The following is a 13,764-nucleotide window of genomic DNA, read 5'->3' as shown; positions in this document are numbered from 1 at the left end:
GCTCCTCGCCCACGGTATCATCTGCCCGATGAGCCGGGCCGGCAACGTCCGGGACAACTCGGCGATGGAAACGACCGCAGCCGCGATGCAGCCCCAGCCGATGTGTTCGACGACATCGAGCGCTTCTGCAATCAGGGGGCGCCGCCACTCGAAGCCGGGCCACCTGAGCCCCGTGGCGTTCGAAGTCCGAGCTATGCAAACTCAGCTCGGTGTCCATCAACCGGCAGCAGCTCATCCTGCGCAGGCGAAGCTCAGGGGCTCGCATGGAAAGTGAAACCAACATCTTGTTCTCTTGCTTGTCGCGGTGCTCGGCTGCCGGATTGGCCTCCATCTCCGAGGCGGAAGAGCGCGCTTTACGTCGTGAGACTGTCCCCTCACGGCATGCAGGGCTGCTAGGTTCGTTGGCCGGCCATCAGCCGGAGACGTCAGAGGCGGATCGAGCTTCGATCGTTCCTGACGGGTGCGGTCAGCCGAGAATACCGCGACGCTTCGGGAAAGGTCGGTGGCCTCCACGGTCGTCGCTCGTTGTCGACGCTTCGACCGCGTCAGCTGCTCGCGGCGCCCATACCGCCGATGAGTTCGGCGATCGTCCGGTCGGGAAGGCGGAAGTGGACCCACTTCTCACCGTTCTCTTGCTGGACCTCGGTCAGGGCCGGTACCCCGATGCGACGGAGCCGGTTCCAGGTCGCGTCGAAGTCACCCTGAATTCAACCACAGCCCCGGTCGTGAGAAACTGGTGAAAGTCATCCGCTTCGCCATCGATCTCAAGTCGTGCTCCGTCCGCGAGGCTGTATCGGGCCCGGTGCTCGCTGGAAGCCGTCGGAGACATTCCCTGCCGGGCCGAGATCTCGGTTCTTCCATCCGAACGCCGTTCCCGGTAACTTCGGTCACCGACGCCGTTTGATCCGGCCGCGGATCGGATCCGCGCCGCAGCCGTTGTTGCCGTGAGTGGCGGCACGAGCCGCCGGTTCACGAGATAACGGAGGCAGCCATGCCGACGACCGACGTTCAAACCGACGCCGTGCTTCGACCAGGTGCGACGTGCTGGCGGGTGGCGCCTGCCAACCGTGCCGCGCTGATCGTCGACGCGGCCGACTACTTCGTGCACCTGCGCACCGCGCTGACCCGCGCCGAGCGGACCGCCTACCTGATCGGCTGGGACTTCGACCTGCGCATCGATATGGTGCCGGGCCAGAGCGACGAGGACGGCAATGCACCCGATGGCTGGCCCAACCGGCTCGGAGACTTCCTCAAGGCGCTGGTGGACCGACGCCCCGAGTTGCGCCTGCACATCCTCAAGTGGGACGCCGCAATGCTCGCCCAGATCGCCACGCAGGCCTGGGAGACGCTGAGCCTCAAGCTCGCCTCCGAGCGCATCCACTTCGCCCTCGACAGCCATCATCCGGTGGGTGCCTGCCATCACCAGAAGATCGTGGTGATCGACGACTATCTTGCCTTCTGCGGCGGGATCGACGTGACCACCGGGCGGTGGGACACGCGCGACCACGCTCCGGGGGACGAGCGCCGGGCAGACCCGGACGGTTCGCTGCACCAGCCCTGGCACGACGTCACCACCGCGCTGGAGGGGCCGGTGGCCGGAGCGCTCGGCGATCTGGCGCGGAAGCGCTGGTACGCGGCCACCGGCGACGAGTTGCCCGTCCCGAAAGCCGGGAACCCCCCGTCCTGGCCGGATGACCTGGAGCCGGACTTCCGCAATGTCGAGATCGGCATCTCGCGCACCGAGCCGCGCTATCACGGCACGGAACTGGTGAACGAGATCGAGGAACTGTACCTCGCCGCCATTCGTGCCGCCCGTCGCACGATCTACGTCGAAAGCCAGTATCTGGCCGCCGGCTCGCTCTGCGAGGCGATGGAGGCGCGGTTGGCCGAGCCGGACGGCCCCGAGATCGTGATCGTCAATCCGCAGTCGGCCCAGAGCTTCCTCGAGGACGAGGCGATGCACTCGGTCCGCTCGCGCATGATCGAGCGCCTGCGCGAAGCGGACGCGCGTGGCGGCGGCGGGCGGTTCTCGATCGTTCATCCGGTGAATGCGGAAGGCACGCCGATCTACGTCCATGCCAAGGTGTTCGTCGTCGACGATCGGTTTCTCAAGATCGGGTCGAGCAATATCGACAACCGCTCCATGGGCTTCGACACGGAATGCGACGTCGCCATCGAGGCCGCTTCCGATGCGGAACGCACCCTGATCCGCAACTTCACACTGTCGTTGCTGTCCGAGCACCTGGGCAGCGATCCCGACGCGGTGCGGGCGGCATGGGACGAGCATGGATCGCTCGCCCGGGCGATCGAGGCGCTGCGGACGTCCGAGGGCCGGAGCCTGCACCCGATCGAGGCGCAACCGCTCGATCCGCTGGAGCGGATGCTGGCGGACAGCCGAATCTTCGATCCGCGCTATTGGCCCCGCAACCGCATCCGCCCGAAGGAACGCGTCAAGCACACCGCCAAGCGCGCCGCTGAGCCCTATCAGCTGGAGGCAGCCGGCCTCGCCGCGATCCTCCTGGCGGCAGGAGTCGCCGGGCTTGGGCTCTGGGTCGGAAACCGGGTCTTACGCTCCCGGCGGAGACCCCTCGCGGCACCCGCCATCGCCACGGACCGGACCTTCCGCCCACCGGTGCCGCGCCAGCCGCAAGGCTGACGACGGCGCGCCACCCGATCAAGCATCGCAGGACCGCCTGTGCCGGGATTCGGCAGCTCCGCGAAAGCGCCGGGCAGGGCGCTCGCCGGGACGCTTCGGGGGCGTAATCCGCAATCCGGCGTTCGCGGACCGCACAGGAAACCAGCAAGCCCGCCGCTTTGTGCTGCATTGCAGCGGGGCAGGGGACGAAAGGCACCAAAACCCCTTCACAGGCGCAATCCACCCGCCCCAAGGTAAACCGGTCGGCAGGCAATGACGCCCGCCAAGACATATCACCCCGAACGATCGGGACGATGAGCAAAGCCGCTCGACATGCCTCCTCCTCCTCCCGGGCGGTGCATGTCGGCGGCTTTTTTTCGTTCTTCGGCCGGGGTTTCCCGGCCAGCACACAGGACCGACGCATGAAACGCATCCTCCTCGGCCTCGCGGCCTCGACCATCGCCAGCCCCGCGCTGGCCCAGATGCTCGACCTCGAAAAGTTCGAACTCACCTTCGGCTTCATCAAGCTGACCGACATGGCCCCCCTCGCGGTCGCCTACGAGCAGGGCTATTTCCTCGGCGAGGGCCTCTTCGTCACGCTCGAGGCGCAGGCCAACTGGAAGGTGCTGCTGGACGGGGTGATCGACGGCACGCTCGACGGCGCGCACATGCTGGCCGGTCAGCCGCTGGCCGCCACCATCGGTTACGGCACCGAGGCGCATATCGTCACGCCCTTCTCCATGGACCTCAACGGCAACGGCATCACCGTCTCGAACGAGGTCTGGGAGATGATGAAGCCGAACATTCCCGAAAACGCCGACGGCCTGCCCCAGCACCCGATCAGCGCCTCTGCCCTTGCCTCCGTGGTCGACGATTTCAACGCGAACGGCGAGGCCTTCAAGATGGGCATGGTCTTCCCCGTCTCGACCCACAATTACGAGCTGCGCTACTGGCTCGCCGCAGGCGGCCTGAACCCCGGATTCTACGGCGACGGCGACGCGACGGGCCAGATCGACGCCGACGTGCTGCTGTCGGTCACGCCCCCGCCGCAGATGCCCGCCACGCTCGAAGCCGGGACGATCCACGGCTATTCGGTGGGCGAGCCCTGGAACCAGCAGGCGGTCTTCAAGGGCATCGGCGTGCCGGTCGTCACCGACTACGAGATCTGGAAGAACAACCCCGAAAAGGTCTTCGGCCTCACCGCCGACTTCATCGAGGACAACCCGAACACCACCAAGGCGCTGACACGCGCCCTGATCCGCGCCGCGATCTGGCTGGACGAGAACGACAACGCCAACCGCGAAGAGGCGGTCGAGATCCTCTCGCGCTCGCAATATGTCGGTGCGGATGAAGAGGTCATCGCCAACTCGATGACCGGCACCTTCGAGTACGAGAAGGGCGATGTCCGCGAGGTCCCCGACTTCAACGTCTTCTTCCGCTACAACGCGACCTATCCCTACTACTCGGACGCGGTCTGGTACCTGACCCAGATGCGCCGCTGGGGCCAGATCCCCGAGGCCAAGGACGACCAGTGGTTCTTCGACGTGGCCGAAAGGGTCTATCGCCCGGACATTTACCTCGACGCCGCGCGCTCGCTGGTCGAGGACGGCCTCGCCCCCGAGGACGGCTTCCCGTGGGAGACCGACGGCTACAAGACGCCGACCCCCGCCGCCGACATCATCGACGGCATCCCCTACGACGGCCGCAATCCCAACGCCTATCTCGACAGCCTGCCGATCGGTCTGAAGGGCGACCAGAAGGTCGTCGGCAGCGAAGTCCAGGGCTGACCCTGCGGGGGCCGGCCGCTTCGGCCCCCTCCCACGAACCTCCTACAGATCTCCTACGGGGCTCTCACGGACCTCCTACAGCACTTTTCGGGAACGCATCATGACCGCAGTCGACCCAAACGCGATCGAAGCCGAGCACCGCGAAGCGCGCCGTGCCCAGTGGTTCACCCGCATCAACAAGGCCGACGCGTGGCTCCGGGTGCTGGGGTTGGCGTGGCTGACGCCCGTCCTGCGCGCTGCCGCCGGTGACAACCCTCGCGCACAAGCCTCTGAAATCTGGAAGCTTCTGGGCGTCCCGCTTCTGGCGATGGCGGGCTTCCTGACGCTTTGGGCGGTGCTGGCGCCGCAGGTGCAGACCTCGCTCGGCGCCGTTCCCGGCCCCGCGCAGGTCTGGTCCGAGGCGGTCGGCCTGCACGAGGACGCCGTGCGCACCGGCGAACGCCGCGCCCAGTTCGAAACGATGGTCGACCAACGCAATCAACAGCTGATTGAGGCCGGCCGCGCGGACGAGGTCCAGGCGGTCGGCTTCACCGGCGCGCCGTCCTACTACCAGCAGATCCGCACCTCGATCGTCACGGTGTTCTTCGGCTTCCTGATCGCCACGGCCATCGCCGTTCCGCTGGGCATCCTCGCCGGCCTCAGTCAGACGGCGAACGCGGCGCTGAACCCGATCATCCAGATCTTCAAGCCGGTCAGCCCGCTGGCGTGGTTGCCCATCGTCACAATGATCGTCTCGGCCGTTTACGCCACCAATGACGGGCTCTTTGCCAAGTCGTTCCTGGTGTCGGCGATCACCGTGACGCTCTGTTCGCTGTGGCCAACGCTCATCAACACGTCCCTTGGCGTGGCCTCGATCGACAAGGATCTGGTGAACGTCTCCCGCGTGCTGAAGATGACCACCCGCACCAAGATCACCAAGCTGGTACTGCCCTCGGCCATGCCACTGATCTTTACCGGGCTGCGCCTGTCGCTGGGCGTCGGCTGGATGGTCCTGATCGCGGCCGAGATGCTGGCGCAGAACCCCGGCCTCGGCAAGTTCGTCTGGGACGAGTTCCAGAACGGCAGCTCCTCGAGCCTCGCGCGGATCATGGTGGCCGTGTTCACCATCGGCATCATCGGCTTCCTTCTGGACCGGCTGATGTTCGCGATCCAGGCCGCCTTCACCTTCACGAACCAGAGGTGAGCGCCATGTCCATCCTAAAATTCGACAATGTTTCCATGGGCTACGGCGACAACGCCCCGGTGCTGAACGGCATCGACCTCGAGGTGCAGGAAGGGGAGTTCCTCGTCCTGCTGGGCTTCTCGGGCACTGGCAAGACGACGCTGATCAACCTGATGGCGGGGCTCGAGCAGCCCACCAGTGGCCGCGTGGCCTTCAAGGGCGAGCCGATCACCGGCCCCGGTCCCGAGCGCGGCGTGATCTTCCAGAACTACTCGCTGATGCCGTGGCTGACGGTGACGGGCAACGTGCGGCTGGCGCTGGAATCGGTGTTCCCGAAGATGCCTGCCAAGGAAAAGGACGCGAAGGTCGCCCATTACGTCCAGATGGTCGGCCTGTCCCACGCTGCCCACCGCCGCCCGGCCGAGCTGTCGGGGGGCATGCGCCAGCGGGTCAACGTCGCTCGCGCGCTGGCCATGAACCCCGAAGTTCTGCTGCTGGACGAACCGCTATCGGCCCTAGACGCGCTGACTCGCGCCAACCTCGCCGACGAGATCGAGGCGATCTGGCAGCAGGAACGCCAGACCTGCGTCCTGATCACCAACGATGTGGACGAGGCCATCGTGCTGGCCGACCGGATCGTCGTGCTGACCCCCGACGGCACGCTCGGCCGCGAGTTCCGCACCGACATCCCGCGCCCCCGCGACCGGACCGAGATGAACAACCACGACGGCTTCAAGCGCCTGCGCGGCGAGGTCACGAAATACCTGATGGAGATCGGCATCGAAGGCCGCGCCGAGGGCACGCGCACCCTGCCGAACGTCACGCCGATCCACGGCCTGCCCAAGGCGCAGAAGGACGCTCAGGAGGGGCTGATCGAGGATCGCTTCCTCGACTTCAGCCAGCTTCACAAGGTCTATCCCACGCCCAAGGGGCCGCTGACCGTGGTCGAGGATTTCGACCTCAAGATGAACCGCGGCGAGTTTGTCAGCCTCATCGGGCATTCTGGCTGCGGCAAGTCCACGGTCCTGACCATGGCCGCAGGCCTCAACGAGATCAGCAAGGGCGCGATCAAGCTCGACGGGCGCCACGTCATGGGCGCCGACCCCGAACGCGCCGTCGTCTTCCAGTCGCCGTCGCTCTTCCCGTGGCTGACGGCGAAGGAGAACGTCAGCGTCGGCGTCGACCGCGTCTACCCCCGCGCCAGCCGGGCCGAGCGGCAGGACGTGGTCGAGTATTACCTCGAAAAGGTCGGCTTGGCCCACGCGATGGACAAGCCCGCCGCCGACCTGTCGAACGGCATGAAGCAGCGCGTCGGCATCGCCCGCGCCTTCGCCCTTTCCCCCAAGCTGCTGCTGCTCGACGAGCCGTTCGGGATGCTCGACAGCCTGACCCGCTGGGAGCTGCAGGAGGTCCTGATGGAGGTCTGGGCCCAGACCCGCGTCACCGCGATCTGCGTCACCCATGACGTGGACGAGGCGATCCTGCTCGCCGACCGCGTGGTGATGATGACCAACGGCCCGCAGGCCACCATCGGCAAGATCGTCGACGTAAACCTGCCGCGCCCGCGCACCCGGAAGGCGCTTCTCGAACACCCCGACTACTACGCCTACCGGCAGGAGGTGCTCGATTTCCTCGAGGAATACGAACACGGAGCCAAGCCGAAAGCGAAACCAACCGCCATCGCAGCGGAGTGAGCCAATGACCCGAACCTCGTCATCGACGGTTCCCGCGGCCAGCACGGGGCGACCGTGCCCGACGCCGCCGAAATCTTCGGGCATTTGCATGACGCCCGACAGGAAAGGCGGCGCCCGATGACCAAGACCCGTTCCACCTGTCCCTATTGCGGCGTCGGCTGCGGTGTCCTGCTGTCTTCGGAAGGGCAGGGGGGGTTGACCGTCAAGGGCGACCCGGAGCATCCGGCCAATCGCGGGCGGCTCTGTTCCAAGGGCTCGGCGCTGGCGCAGACGGTGGGGCTGGAGGGGCGGCTCCTGGCCCCGCGGATCGGCGGCCGCGCGGCGGGATGGGACGAGGCGCTCGATCATGTGGCCGACCGCTTTGCCCGCACCATCGCGCGGCACGGCCCCGACAGCGTCGCCTTCTACGCTTCAGGCCAGATGCTGACCGAGGATTACTACGTCGCCAACAAGTTCATGAAGGGCTTCCTCGGCACCGCCAACATCGACACCAACTCGCGGCTCTGCATGGCCTCGACCGTGGCGGGCCACAAGCGTGCCTTCGGCACCGACACCGTGCCCGGCACGTACGACGATCTGGACGAGGCAGACCTCGTGGTGCTCGTCGGCTCGAACCTCGCGTGGTGCCACCCGATCCTGCACCGCCGGGTGCACGATGCGAAGGCGAAGCGCGGGACGAAGATCGTCGTCGTGGACCCGCGCGTCACCGCCACCTGCGACGGCGCCGATCTGCATCTGCCGCTGCGGATCGGATCGGACGTGGCGCTGTTCAACCGCCTGCTGGCCGAGATCGACCACGCCGGAGCGCTGGACGCGGGATACCTGCGCCAGGTCGAAGGGGCGGAAGCCACGCTCGCAGCCGCCCGCGCTGCCTCGGCTGAGCCGACGGGACTGGATGCGGAACTCATCGAGCAGTTCTGCCGCCTCTGGATCGGGCACGAGAGGGTCGTGACCGTCTTCAGCCAGGGCGTGAACCAGTCCAGCGCGGGAACGGACAAGGTGAACGCGATCCTCAACTGTCACATCGCCACGGGACGGATCGGGCGGCCCGGCATGGGCCCGTTCAGCGTTACGGGCCAGCCCAATGCCATGGGCGGGCGCGAGGTCGGCGGGCTGGCGAACATGCTGGCCGCGCACATGGACCTCGACAACCTGGCGCACCGCGCTGCCGTGGGCGCCTTCTGGGATGCCCCCCGGCTGGCCAAGCGGCCCGGCCTCAAGGCGGTCGAGATGTTCCGCGCCGTGGCCGACGGGCGGATCAAGGCGCTGTGGATCATGCACACGAACCCCGCCGTGACCCTGCCCGAAGCCGATGCCGTGCGCGACGCGATCGCTTCCTGCGACTTCACCATCGTCTCGGACATCACGGCCGAGACGGACACCGCGCGGCTGGCCGACGTCCTGCTGCCCGCCTCCGCCTGGGCCGAGAAGGACGGGACCGTCACCAACTCCGACCGGACGATCTCGCGTCAGCGTGCCGCGCTGCCCCCGCCGGGCGAGGCGCGCCCCGACTGGTGGCACATCACGCAGGTCGCCCGCCGCATGGGCTGGCGAGCCGCGTTCGATTACCAGTCCCCGGCCGAGATCTTCCGCGAACACGCCGCCTTGTCGGGGATCGCCGGCGGCTTCGGGCTGGATTTCGACATCTCGGGCCTCGCCGACCTGAACGACGAGGGCTACGCGGCGATGGAGCCTACGCGCTGGCCCGTCGCCGCGCGGCAAGGCGGGCGCTTCTTTGCCGACGGCCGCTCCTTCCGCCCCGGCGGCCGGGTCGCCATGGTCCCGGTCGAATGGCGCGCCCCCGAGGCGCGCCGCGCGCCGCGCTTCCCGTTCCGCCTGAACACCGGCCGCATCCGCGACCAGTGGCACACCATGACGCGCAGCGGCCGCGCCCCCCGCCTGTCGAGCCACCTCGCCGAGCCCTTCGTCGAGATCCATCCCGACGATGCCACCCGACTTGGCATCGCGCCCGATCGCCTGGTAGAACTGACCAGCCCGACCGGCACGGCCATTCTCCGCGCGACGGTGACCGCGCGCGTCCAGCCCGGCACCCTGTTCGCGCCGATCCACTGGACGGGCGAGACCGCCCCCACGGGTCGGATCGACGCCCTGGTCGCCGCCTGCGTCGATCCCGTTTCCGGGCAGCCCGAAAGCAAGGCCGCCGTCTGCGCCGCGCGCCCCTTCGAGGCCGACTGGTTCGGCTTCGCCGTCTCGCGCAGCCCGATCCGCGCCACCGCCGACTACTGGGCCACCGCCCGCAGCGAGGCCGGCTGGCGGATGGAACTGGCAGGCCGCCAAGCCCCGCAGGATTGGGAGGCCGAGGCGCGGGGCCTCTTCGGTCTGCCCGAAGCCGAGGCGCAGGTGATGGCCGACCCCACCCGCGGCGTCGCGCGCATCGCCTTCCACGAGGGCGGGCGGCTACTGGCGGCGCTCTTCGTCGCGCCTGAACCCATCGGCCTCATGCGGGATTACCTCGTGACCATGCCGGGCGAGGACGCGATCACCGGCCGCGCCTCTGCCGATCGGCCAGATCCAGGGCCGACCCTCTGCGCGTGTTTCGGCGTCGGAGTGAACACGATCCTGACCGCGATCGAGCGCGAGGGGCTTCTGTCGGTCGAGGCGATCGGCCGGGCCCTGTCCGCCGGAACGAATTGCGGATCGTGCCGTCCCGAGATCGCGGCCCTGATCGTCGCAACCACCACCAGCGAGGCCGCCGAATGAGCCGGTCAGCGGACGTCGGATGTAGATGACGCGCCCCTGCCATGCACTGGCGAAAGTGCTCAGAGCGTGCTTGCCGCGAACGTGTCGCAGTCGGCCACGTCTCCGGTGCGGTAGCCGTTCTCGAACCAGCGGGCGCGCTGCTCTGACGTGCCGTGGGTGAACGTGTGGGGGGTCACTGCCTTACCCGCGCGCTTTTGCAGGTAGTCGTCGCCGATCCGCTGCGCGGCGTTGATCGCTTCTTCGATGTCGCCCGGCTCCAGCAGGCCTTCCACGCCCCGCGCCCATACGCCGGAAAAGCAGTCGGCCATCAGCTCGACCCTGACCTGCAGCGCGTTCGCGTCGGATTGGCTTGCGCCTTGCTTGCGGGCATGGACGTCGCCGAGGATCCCGAGCTGGTTCTGCACGTGATGACCGACCTCGTGCGCGATGACATATGCCGCGGCAAAATCGCCTTCGGCGCCCAGGTTCTGCTCGAGGGTCGCGAAGAATTCGGTGTCGAGATAGGCGCGCTGGTCCGCCGGACAGTAGAACGGTCCCGTCGCCGCCGACGCGCCGCCGCATTGGGACTGCACGGTGCCCGAGAACAGGACCAGCTCGGGCACCTCGTAGGGCTCTCCGATCTGTTCGGGAAACTCCCGGGACCATACGTCTTCGGTTGTGGCCAGAACCCGCGCCGCGAAATCGCCGGCGTCCTGTTCGGCCGGGGTCAGCTCGCGCGGTTGCGACGTGCTCCCCGACTGGTTGGCGATATCGAGAAGCGGCCTCGGATCGACACCAAGCGCCCAGCTGACCACGACGATCGCGACGAATCCCAGGCCGCCGATGCCGCCGACCACGGCCTTCCCGCCACCACGACCGCGGCGATCTATGACATTCCCACTACGTCTCGCACGTCTCAAACGCATTCGAACCACCCTGTCTCATCCACCGGCGTTCTAGCTGAAGAGGCACATCCTCGTACGGGTTCCCCGACCGCGGACATGTGTCCGATGGCGGCGGCCCCTGGTCTCGCAGAGGCGCACCAGTCGTTCCTGGCCCGCGGTCCGTCTGTCGTTCTTCATCCCTCTTGGGCGAGAACTTTGGCGACGGACGTGGAGAGCATCTCTCGAAGGACCTCCGTCACTTCTTTCCGGAGCGGGCCCTCCTGGCGCAAAGCGTCGGGGACGAGGTTGGGCAGGCCGAACAGGGCCACCACGATCGCGTCGGCGTCGTTCGCGCCGGCGATCCGGGCCGCGATTTCGTCTTCGCGGGGGTCGCGGAGCGTGTGGGTCGACCCGTCGTCGCGGTGGCCCAGGCAATAGCGCATCCAGGCTGCCGTCGCGAACGAGAAGGGGCGGATATCATGCCCTGCCGAGAGCGCGTCCACGGCCGGGGCGAAGATGCGCTGGGGCAGTTTCTCGGTACCGTCCATGGCGATCTGGTAGGTCTCGTGCGCGAGGTTCGGGTTTTCGAACCGGCGGGCGAGGTCCTCGGCATAGGCGCCAAGGTCGATCCCCTCGAGCGGATCGAGCGTCCGTGCCGCCGCGCGAAGATGCCGCCGCACCAGCGCGGCGAGGGCGGGGTCTTGCATGACATCGCGCACATGGCGCTTCCCCGACAGGAACCCGGCATAGGCCAGCATGGAATGGGTGCCGTTCAGCATCCGCAACTTCATCTTCTCGTAGGGCGCGACATCCTCCACGAAGAGCGCTCCGCCCGCTTCCCAAGCCGGGCGGCCGGTGGGGAAGCGGTCCTCGATCACCCACTGCGAGAACGTCTCGGTTTCGATCGCGGCGTAGTCCTCGCAGCCGAGGATCTCGCGCACCTTGCCGGATAGATCGTCCCCGGGGGCTGGCGTGATGCGGTCCACCATCGACGAGGGGAAGGCGACCTCGCTCGCGATCCAGTCCCGCAGGTCGGGGTCGGTTCGGTTGGCGAAGTCCAGGATCAGCCCGCGCGTCAGCTCTCCGTTGCCAGGCAGGTTGTCGCAGCTGAGCACCGTGAAGGGCGGGGTGCCCGCCGCGCGTCGTGCGGCCAGCGCCTGGACCAGAAGCCCTGCGAGGCCGGTGGGCGCGTCGGGGTGGTCGAGGTCATGCGCGATGGCCGGATGCGAGGGGTCGGCGCCGCCGGTGGCGCGGTCGATACCATAGCCTTTCTCGGTCACCGTGATCGTCACGATGCGCGTGGCGGGGTCGGCCAGTGCAGCGCGCACCGCCGCATCGTCGCCATGGGCGTGGGCCAGCGCCGTCGCAATGGAGCCGATCACGCGGGCGGAGGTGCCCTCGGCTCCGGCGGAGATCACGGTGAACATGCCGTTCTGCGGGCGCAACTCTTCCACCGCCCCGGCCGAGCGCAGGCTGACCGCGACGATGCGCCAGTCGCCGCCCTCGGCCTTCAGCGCGTCGTCGGTGTAGACCGCCTGATGCGCCTTGTGGAACGCGCCGAGGCCCAGATGCACGATCCCCGTGCCATGCGCGTCGCGATCATATGCCGGGGTCGCGACCCCGCCGGGAACGTCCTGAAGGCTCGACAATCTGGTCATGGGGTCACGCTTTCATGGCTGAGGGCGGCGATCACGCCGCGCAGCTCGGCAAGTCCCTTCAGCCGCCCGATCGCGGGATAGCCAGGCTGCGCCTTACGGGTCTTGTCGTCGAGGATGTCCTGCCCGTGATCCGGCCGGAACGGGATCGACGCGTCGGTGCGTCCGGCCTCGCGCCGCCGGCGTTCCTCGCGCAGGACGGCGGCGATGACGGCCACCATGTCGGTATCGCCGCCCAGATGCTCGGCCTCGTAGAATGACCCGCGGATGTCGGCGCCCTCGCGTTTCACGTTGCGCAGGTGGAGGAAAGGGATGCGGTCGCCCAGTCGGTCGATCATGCCGGGCAAGTCGTTGTCACCCCGCGCGCCGAGCGATCCGGTGCAGAAAGTGATCCCCGAGGCGGCGCTCGGCACCGCCTCCATCAGGGCGGCGTAGTCGGCCTCGGTCGACATGATGCGCGGCAGGCCGAGAAGCGGGAAGGGCGGGTCGTCGGGGTGGCAGCACAGGCGCATCCCCAGATCCTCGGCGACGGGCGCAACCTCGTTCAGGAAGTCGACCAGGTTGCCGCGCAGCGTGTCCGGCCCGATCTGGGCGTAGTCGCGCAGAAGCGCGCGGACATCCTCGAGCGTGAACGACTCGGCCGCACCCGGCAGGCCGAAGACCACGTTGCGGGCCATCGCCTCGCGAGCTTCAGGGGACATTGCGTCGAACCGGCGACGGGCCTCGTCCGTCAGCTCGGCGTCGAAATCCCGGGCGGCTGTCTCGCGCTCCAGGATGAACAGGTCGAAGGCGGCGAAATCGGCGAGGTCGAAGCGCATGCAGGTGGCGCCGGTTTCGACCTCGTAGGCAAGGTCGGTGCGGGTCCAGTCGAGGACCGGCATGAAGTTGTAGCAGACCGTCTCGATCCCCTCGGCCGAGAGGTTGCGCAGACTGTCGATATAGGCGTCCACATGCGCCCGCCACGCGCCCGAGCGGGTCTTGATCTCTTCGGAGACGGGAAGGCTTTCCACCACGTCCCATTCCAGCCCCGACGGACGGCCATCGCGGCGCCGCGCGACCTCGGCCTTGCGGGTGGCGATCGCCTCGCGTGTCCAGACGTCGCCGGTGGGGACGTGGTGCAGGGCGGTGACGATGCCTTTCGCGCCGGCCTCGCGCACGTCGTCGATGCTCACCAGATCCTTGGGGCCGAACCATCTCCAGGTTTCGCGCATGCCGTCCTCCGATTCCCTAAAATCTCACCTATATTG

8 protein-coding genes and 1 pseudogene are annotated in these 13,764 nt (G+C 67.9%); 6 read left to right on the top strand and 3 right to left on the bottom strand.

Annotated features, from left to right (window positions below; translation table 11 throughout):
- From PAM7066_RS19165 to PAM7066_RS07950, 6 genes and pseudogenes are all read left to right on the top strand, one after another.
- Positions 1–193, top strand: a pseudogene (locus PAM7066_RS19165) (IS3 family transposase); the annotation flags it as partial.
- 798 nt (positions 194–991) lie between these two features.
- A complete protein-coding gene (locus tag PAM7066_RS07970) occupies positions 992–2,656 on the top strand; it encodes a phospholipase D-like domain-containing protein (protein WP_085853611.1) in 1,665 nt (554 codons plus the stop codon).
- A 401-nt stretch (positions 2,657–3,057) separates the two neighbouring features.
- Entirely contained in the window at positions 3,058–4,422 is a 1,365-nt protein-coding gene (locus tag PAM7066_RS07965; RefSeq protein WP_085853610.1) for a CmpA/NrtA family ABC transporter substrate-binding protein, read from the top strand.
- Positions 4,423–4,522: 100 nt separating this feature from the next.
- Positions 4,523–5,605, top strand: a complete 1,083-nt coding sequence (locus PAM7066_RS07960) for an ABC transporter permease (RefSeq protein WP_085853609.1) — start codon at positions 4,523–4,525, stop codon at positions 5,603–5,605.
- Between the two features lie 5 nt (positions 5,606–5,610).
- The gene (locus PAM7066_RS07955) at positions 5,611–7,278 is read left to right on the top strand and encodes an ABC transporter ATP-binding protein (protein ID WP_085853608.1); all 1,668 of its coding nucleotides are present in this window, start codon (positions 5,611–5,613) and stop codon (positions 7,276–7,278) included.
- Positions 7,279–7,395: 117 nt separating this feature from the next.
- Entirely contained in the window at positions 7,396–9,999 is a 2,604-nt protein-coding gene (locus PAM7066_RS07950; protein WP_085853607.1) for a nitrate reductase, read from the top strand.
- A 59-nt stretch (positions 10,000–10,058) separates the two neighbouring features.
- Here the strand turns inward: PAM7066_RS07950 and ypfJ are convergent, their stop codons facing one another.
- From ypfJ to uxuA, 3 genes are all read right to left on the bottom strand, one after another.
- Entirely contained in the window at positions 10,059–10,904 is an 846-nt protein-coding gene (gene ypfJ / locus PAM7066_RS07945) for a KPN_02809 family neutral zinc metallopeptidase (protein WP_085853606.1), read from the bottom strand.
- Between the two features lie 152 nt (positions 10,905–11,056).
- Positions 11,057–12,520 (bottom strand): mannitol dehydrogenase family protein, encoded by a 1,464-nt coding sequence (locus PAM7066_RS07940; RefSeq protein ID WP_085853605.1) that lies wholly within the window; start codon positions 12,518–12,520, stop codon positions 11,057–11,059.
- On the bottom strand, positions 12,517–13,728 hold the full coding sequence (gene uxuA / locus PAM7066_RS07935) for a mannonate dehydratase (protein WP_085853604.1): 1,212 nt from the start codon (positions 13,726–13,728) through the stop codon (positions 12,517–12,519). The genes PAM7066_RS07940 and uxuA overlap by 4 nt, the downstream gene beginning before the upstream one ends.
- Positions 13,729–13,764 lie beyond the last annotated feature (36 nt).

Source organism: Palleronia marisminoris (genome assembly GCF_900172315.1).
Lineage (GTDB): Bacteria > Pseudomonadota > Alphaproteobacteria > Rhodobacterales > Rhodobacteraceae > Palleronia > Palleronia marisminoris.
This window is presented reverse-complemented; position numbering and strand designations above follow the sequence as displayed.

What these genes read in the sequence shown, in the direction of transcription:
- uxuA (WP_085853604.1), bottom strand. Translation starts at nt 13,728, where the DNA reads ATGCGCGAAACCTGGAGATGGTTCGGCCCCAAGGATCTGGTGAGCATC.
- PAM7066_RS07940 (WP_085853605.1), bottom strand. Translation starts at nt 12,520, where the DNA reads ATGACCAGATTGTCGAGCCTTCAGGACGTTCCCGGCGGGGTCGCGACC.
- ypfJ (WP_085853606.1), bottom strand. Translation starts at nt 10,904, where the DNA reads ATGCGTTTGAGACGTGCGAGACGTAGTGGGAATGTCATAGATCGCCGC.
- PAM7066_RS07960 (WP_085853609.1), top strand. Translation starts at nt 4,523, where the DNA reads ATGACCGCAGTCGACCCAAACGCGATCGAAGCCGAGCACCGCGAAGCG.
- PAM7066_RS07965 (WP_085853610.1), top strand. Translation starts at nt 3,058, where the DNA reads ATGAAACGCATCCTCCTCGGCCTCGCGGCCTCGACCATCGCCAGCCCC.
- PAM7066_RS07955 (WP_085853608.1), top strand. Translation starts at nt 5,611, where the DNA reads ATGTCCATCCTAAAATTCGACAATGTTTCCATGGGCTACGGCGACAAC.
- PAM7066_RS07970 (WP_085853611.1), top strand. Translation starts at nt 992, where the DNA reads ATGCCGACGACCGACGTTCAAACCGACGCCGTGCTTCGACCAGGTGCG.
- PAM7066_RS07950 (WP_085853607.1), top strand. Translation starts at nt 7,396, where the DNA reads ATGACCAAGACCCGTTCCACCTGTCCCTATTGCGGCGTCGGCTGCGGT.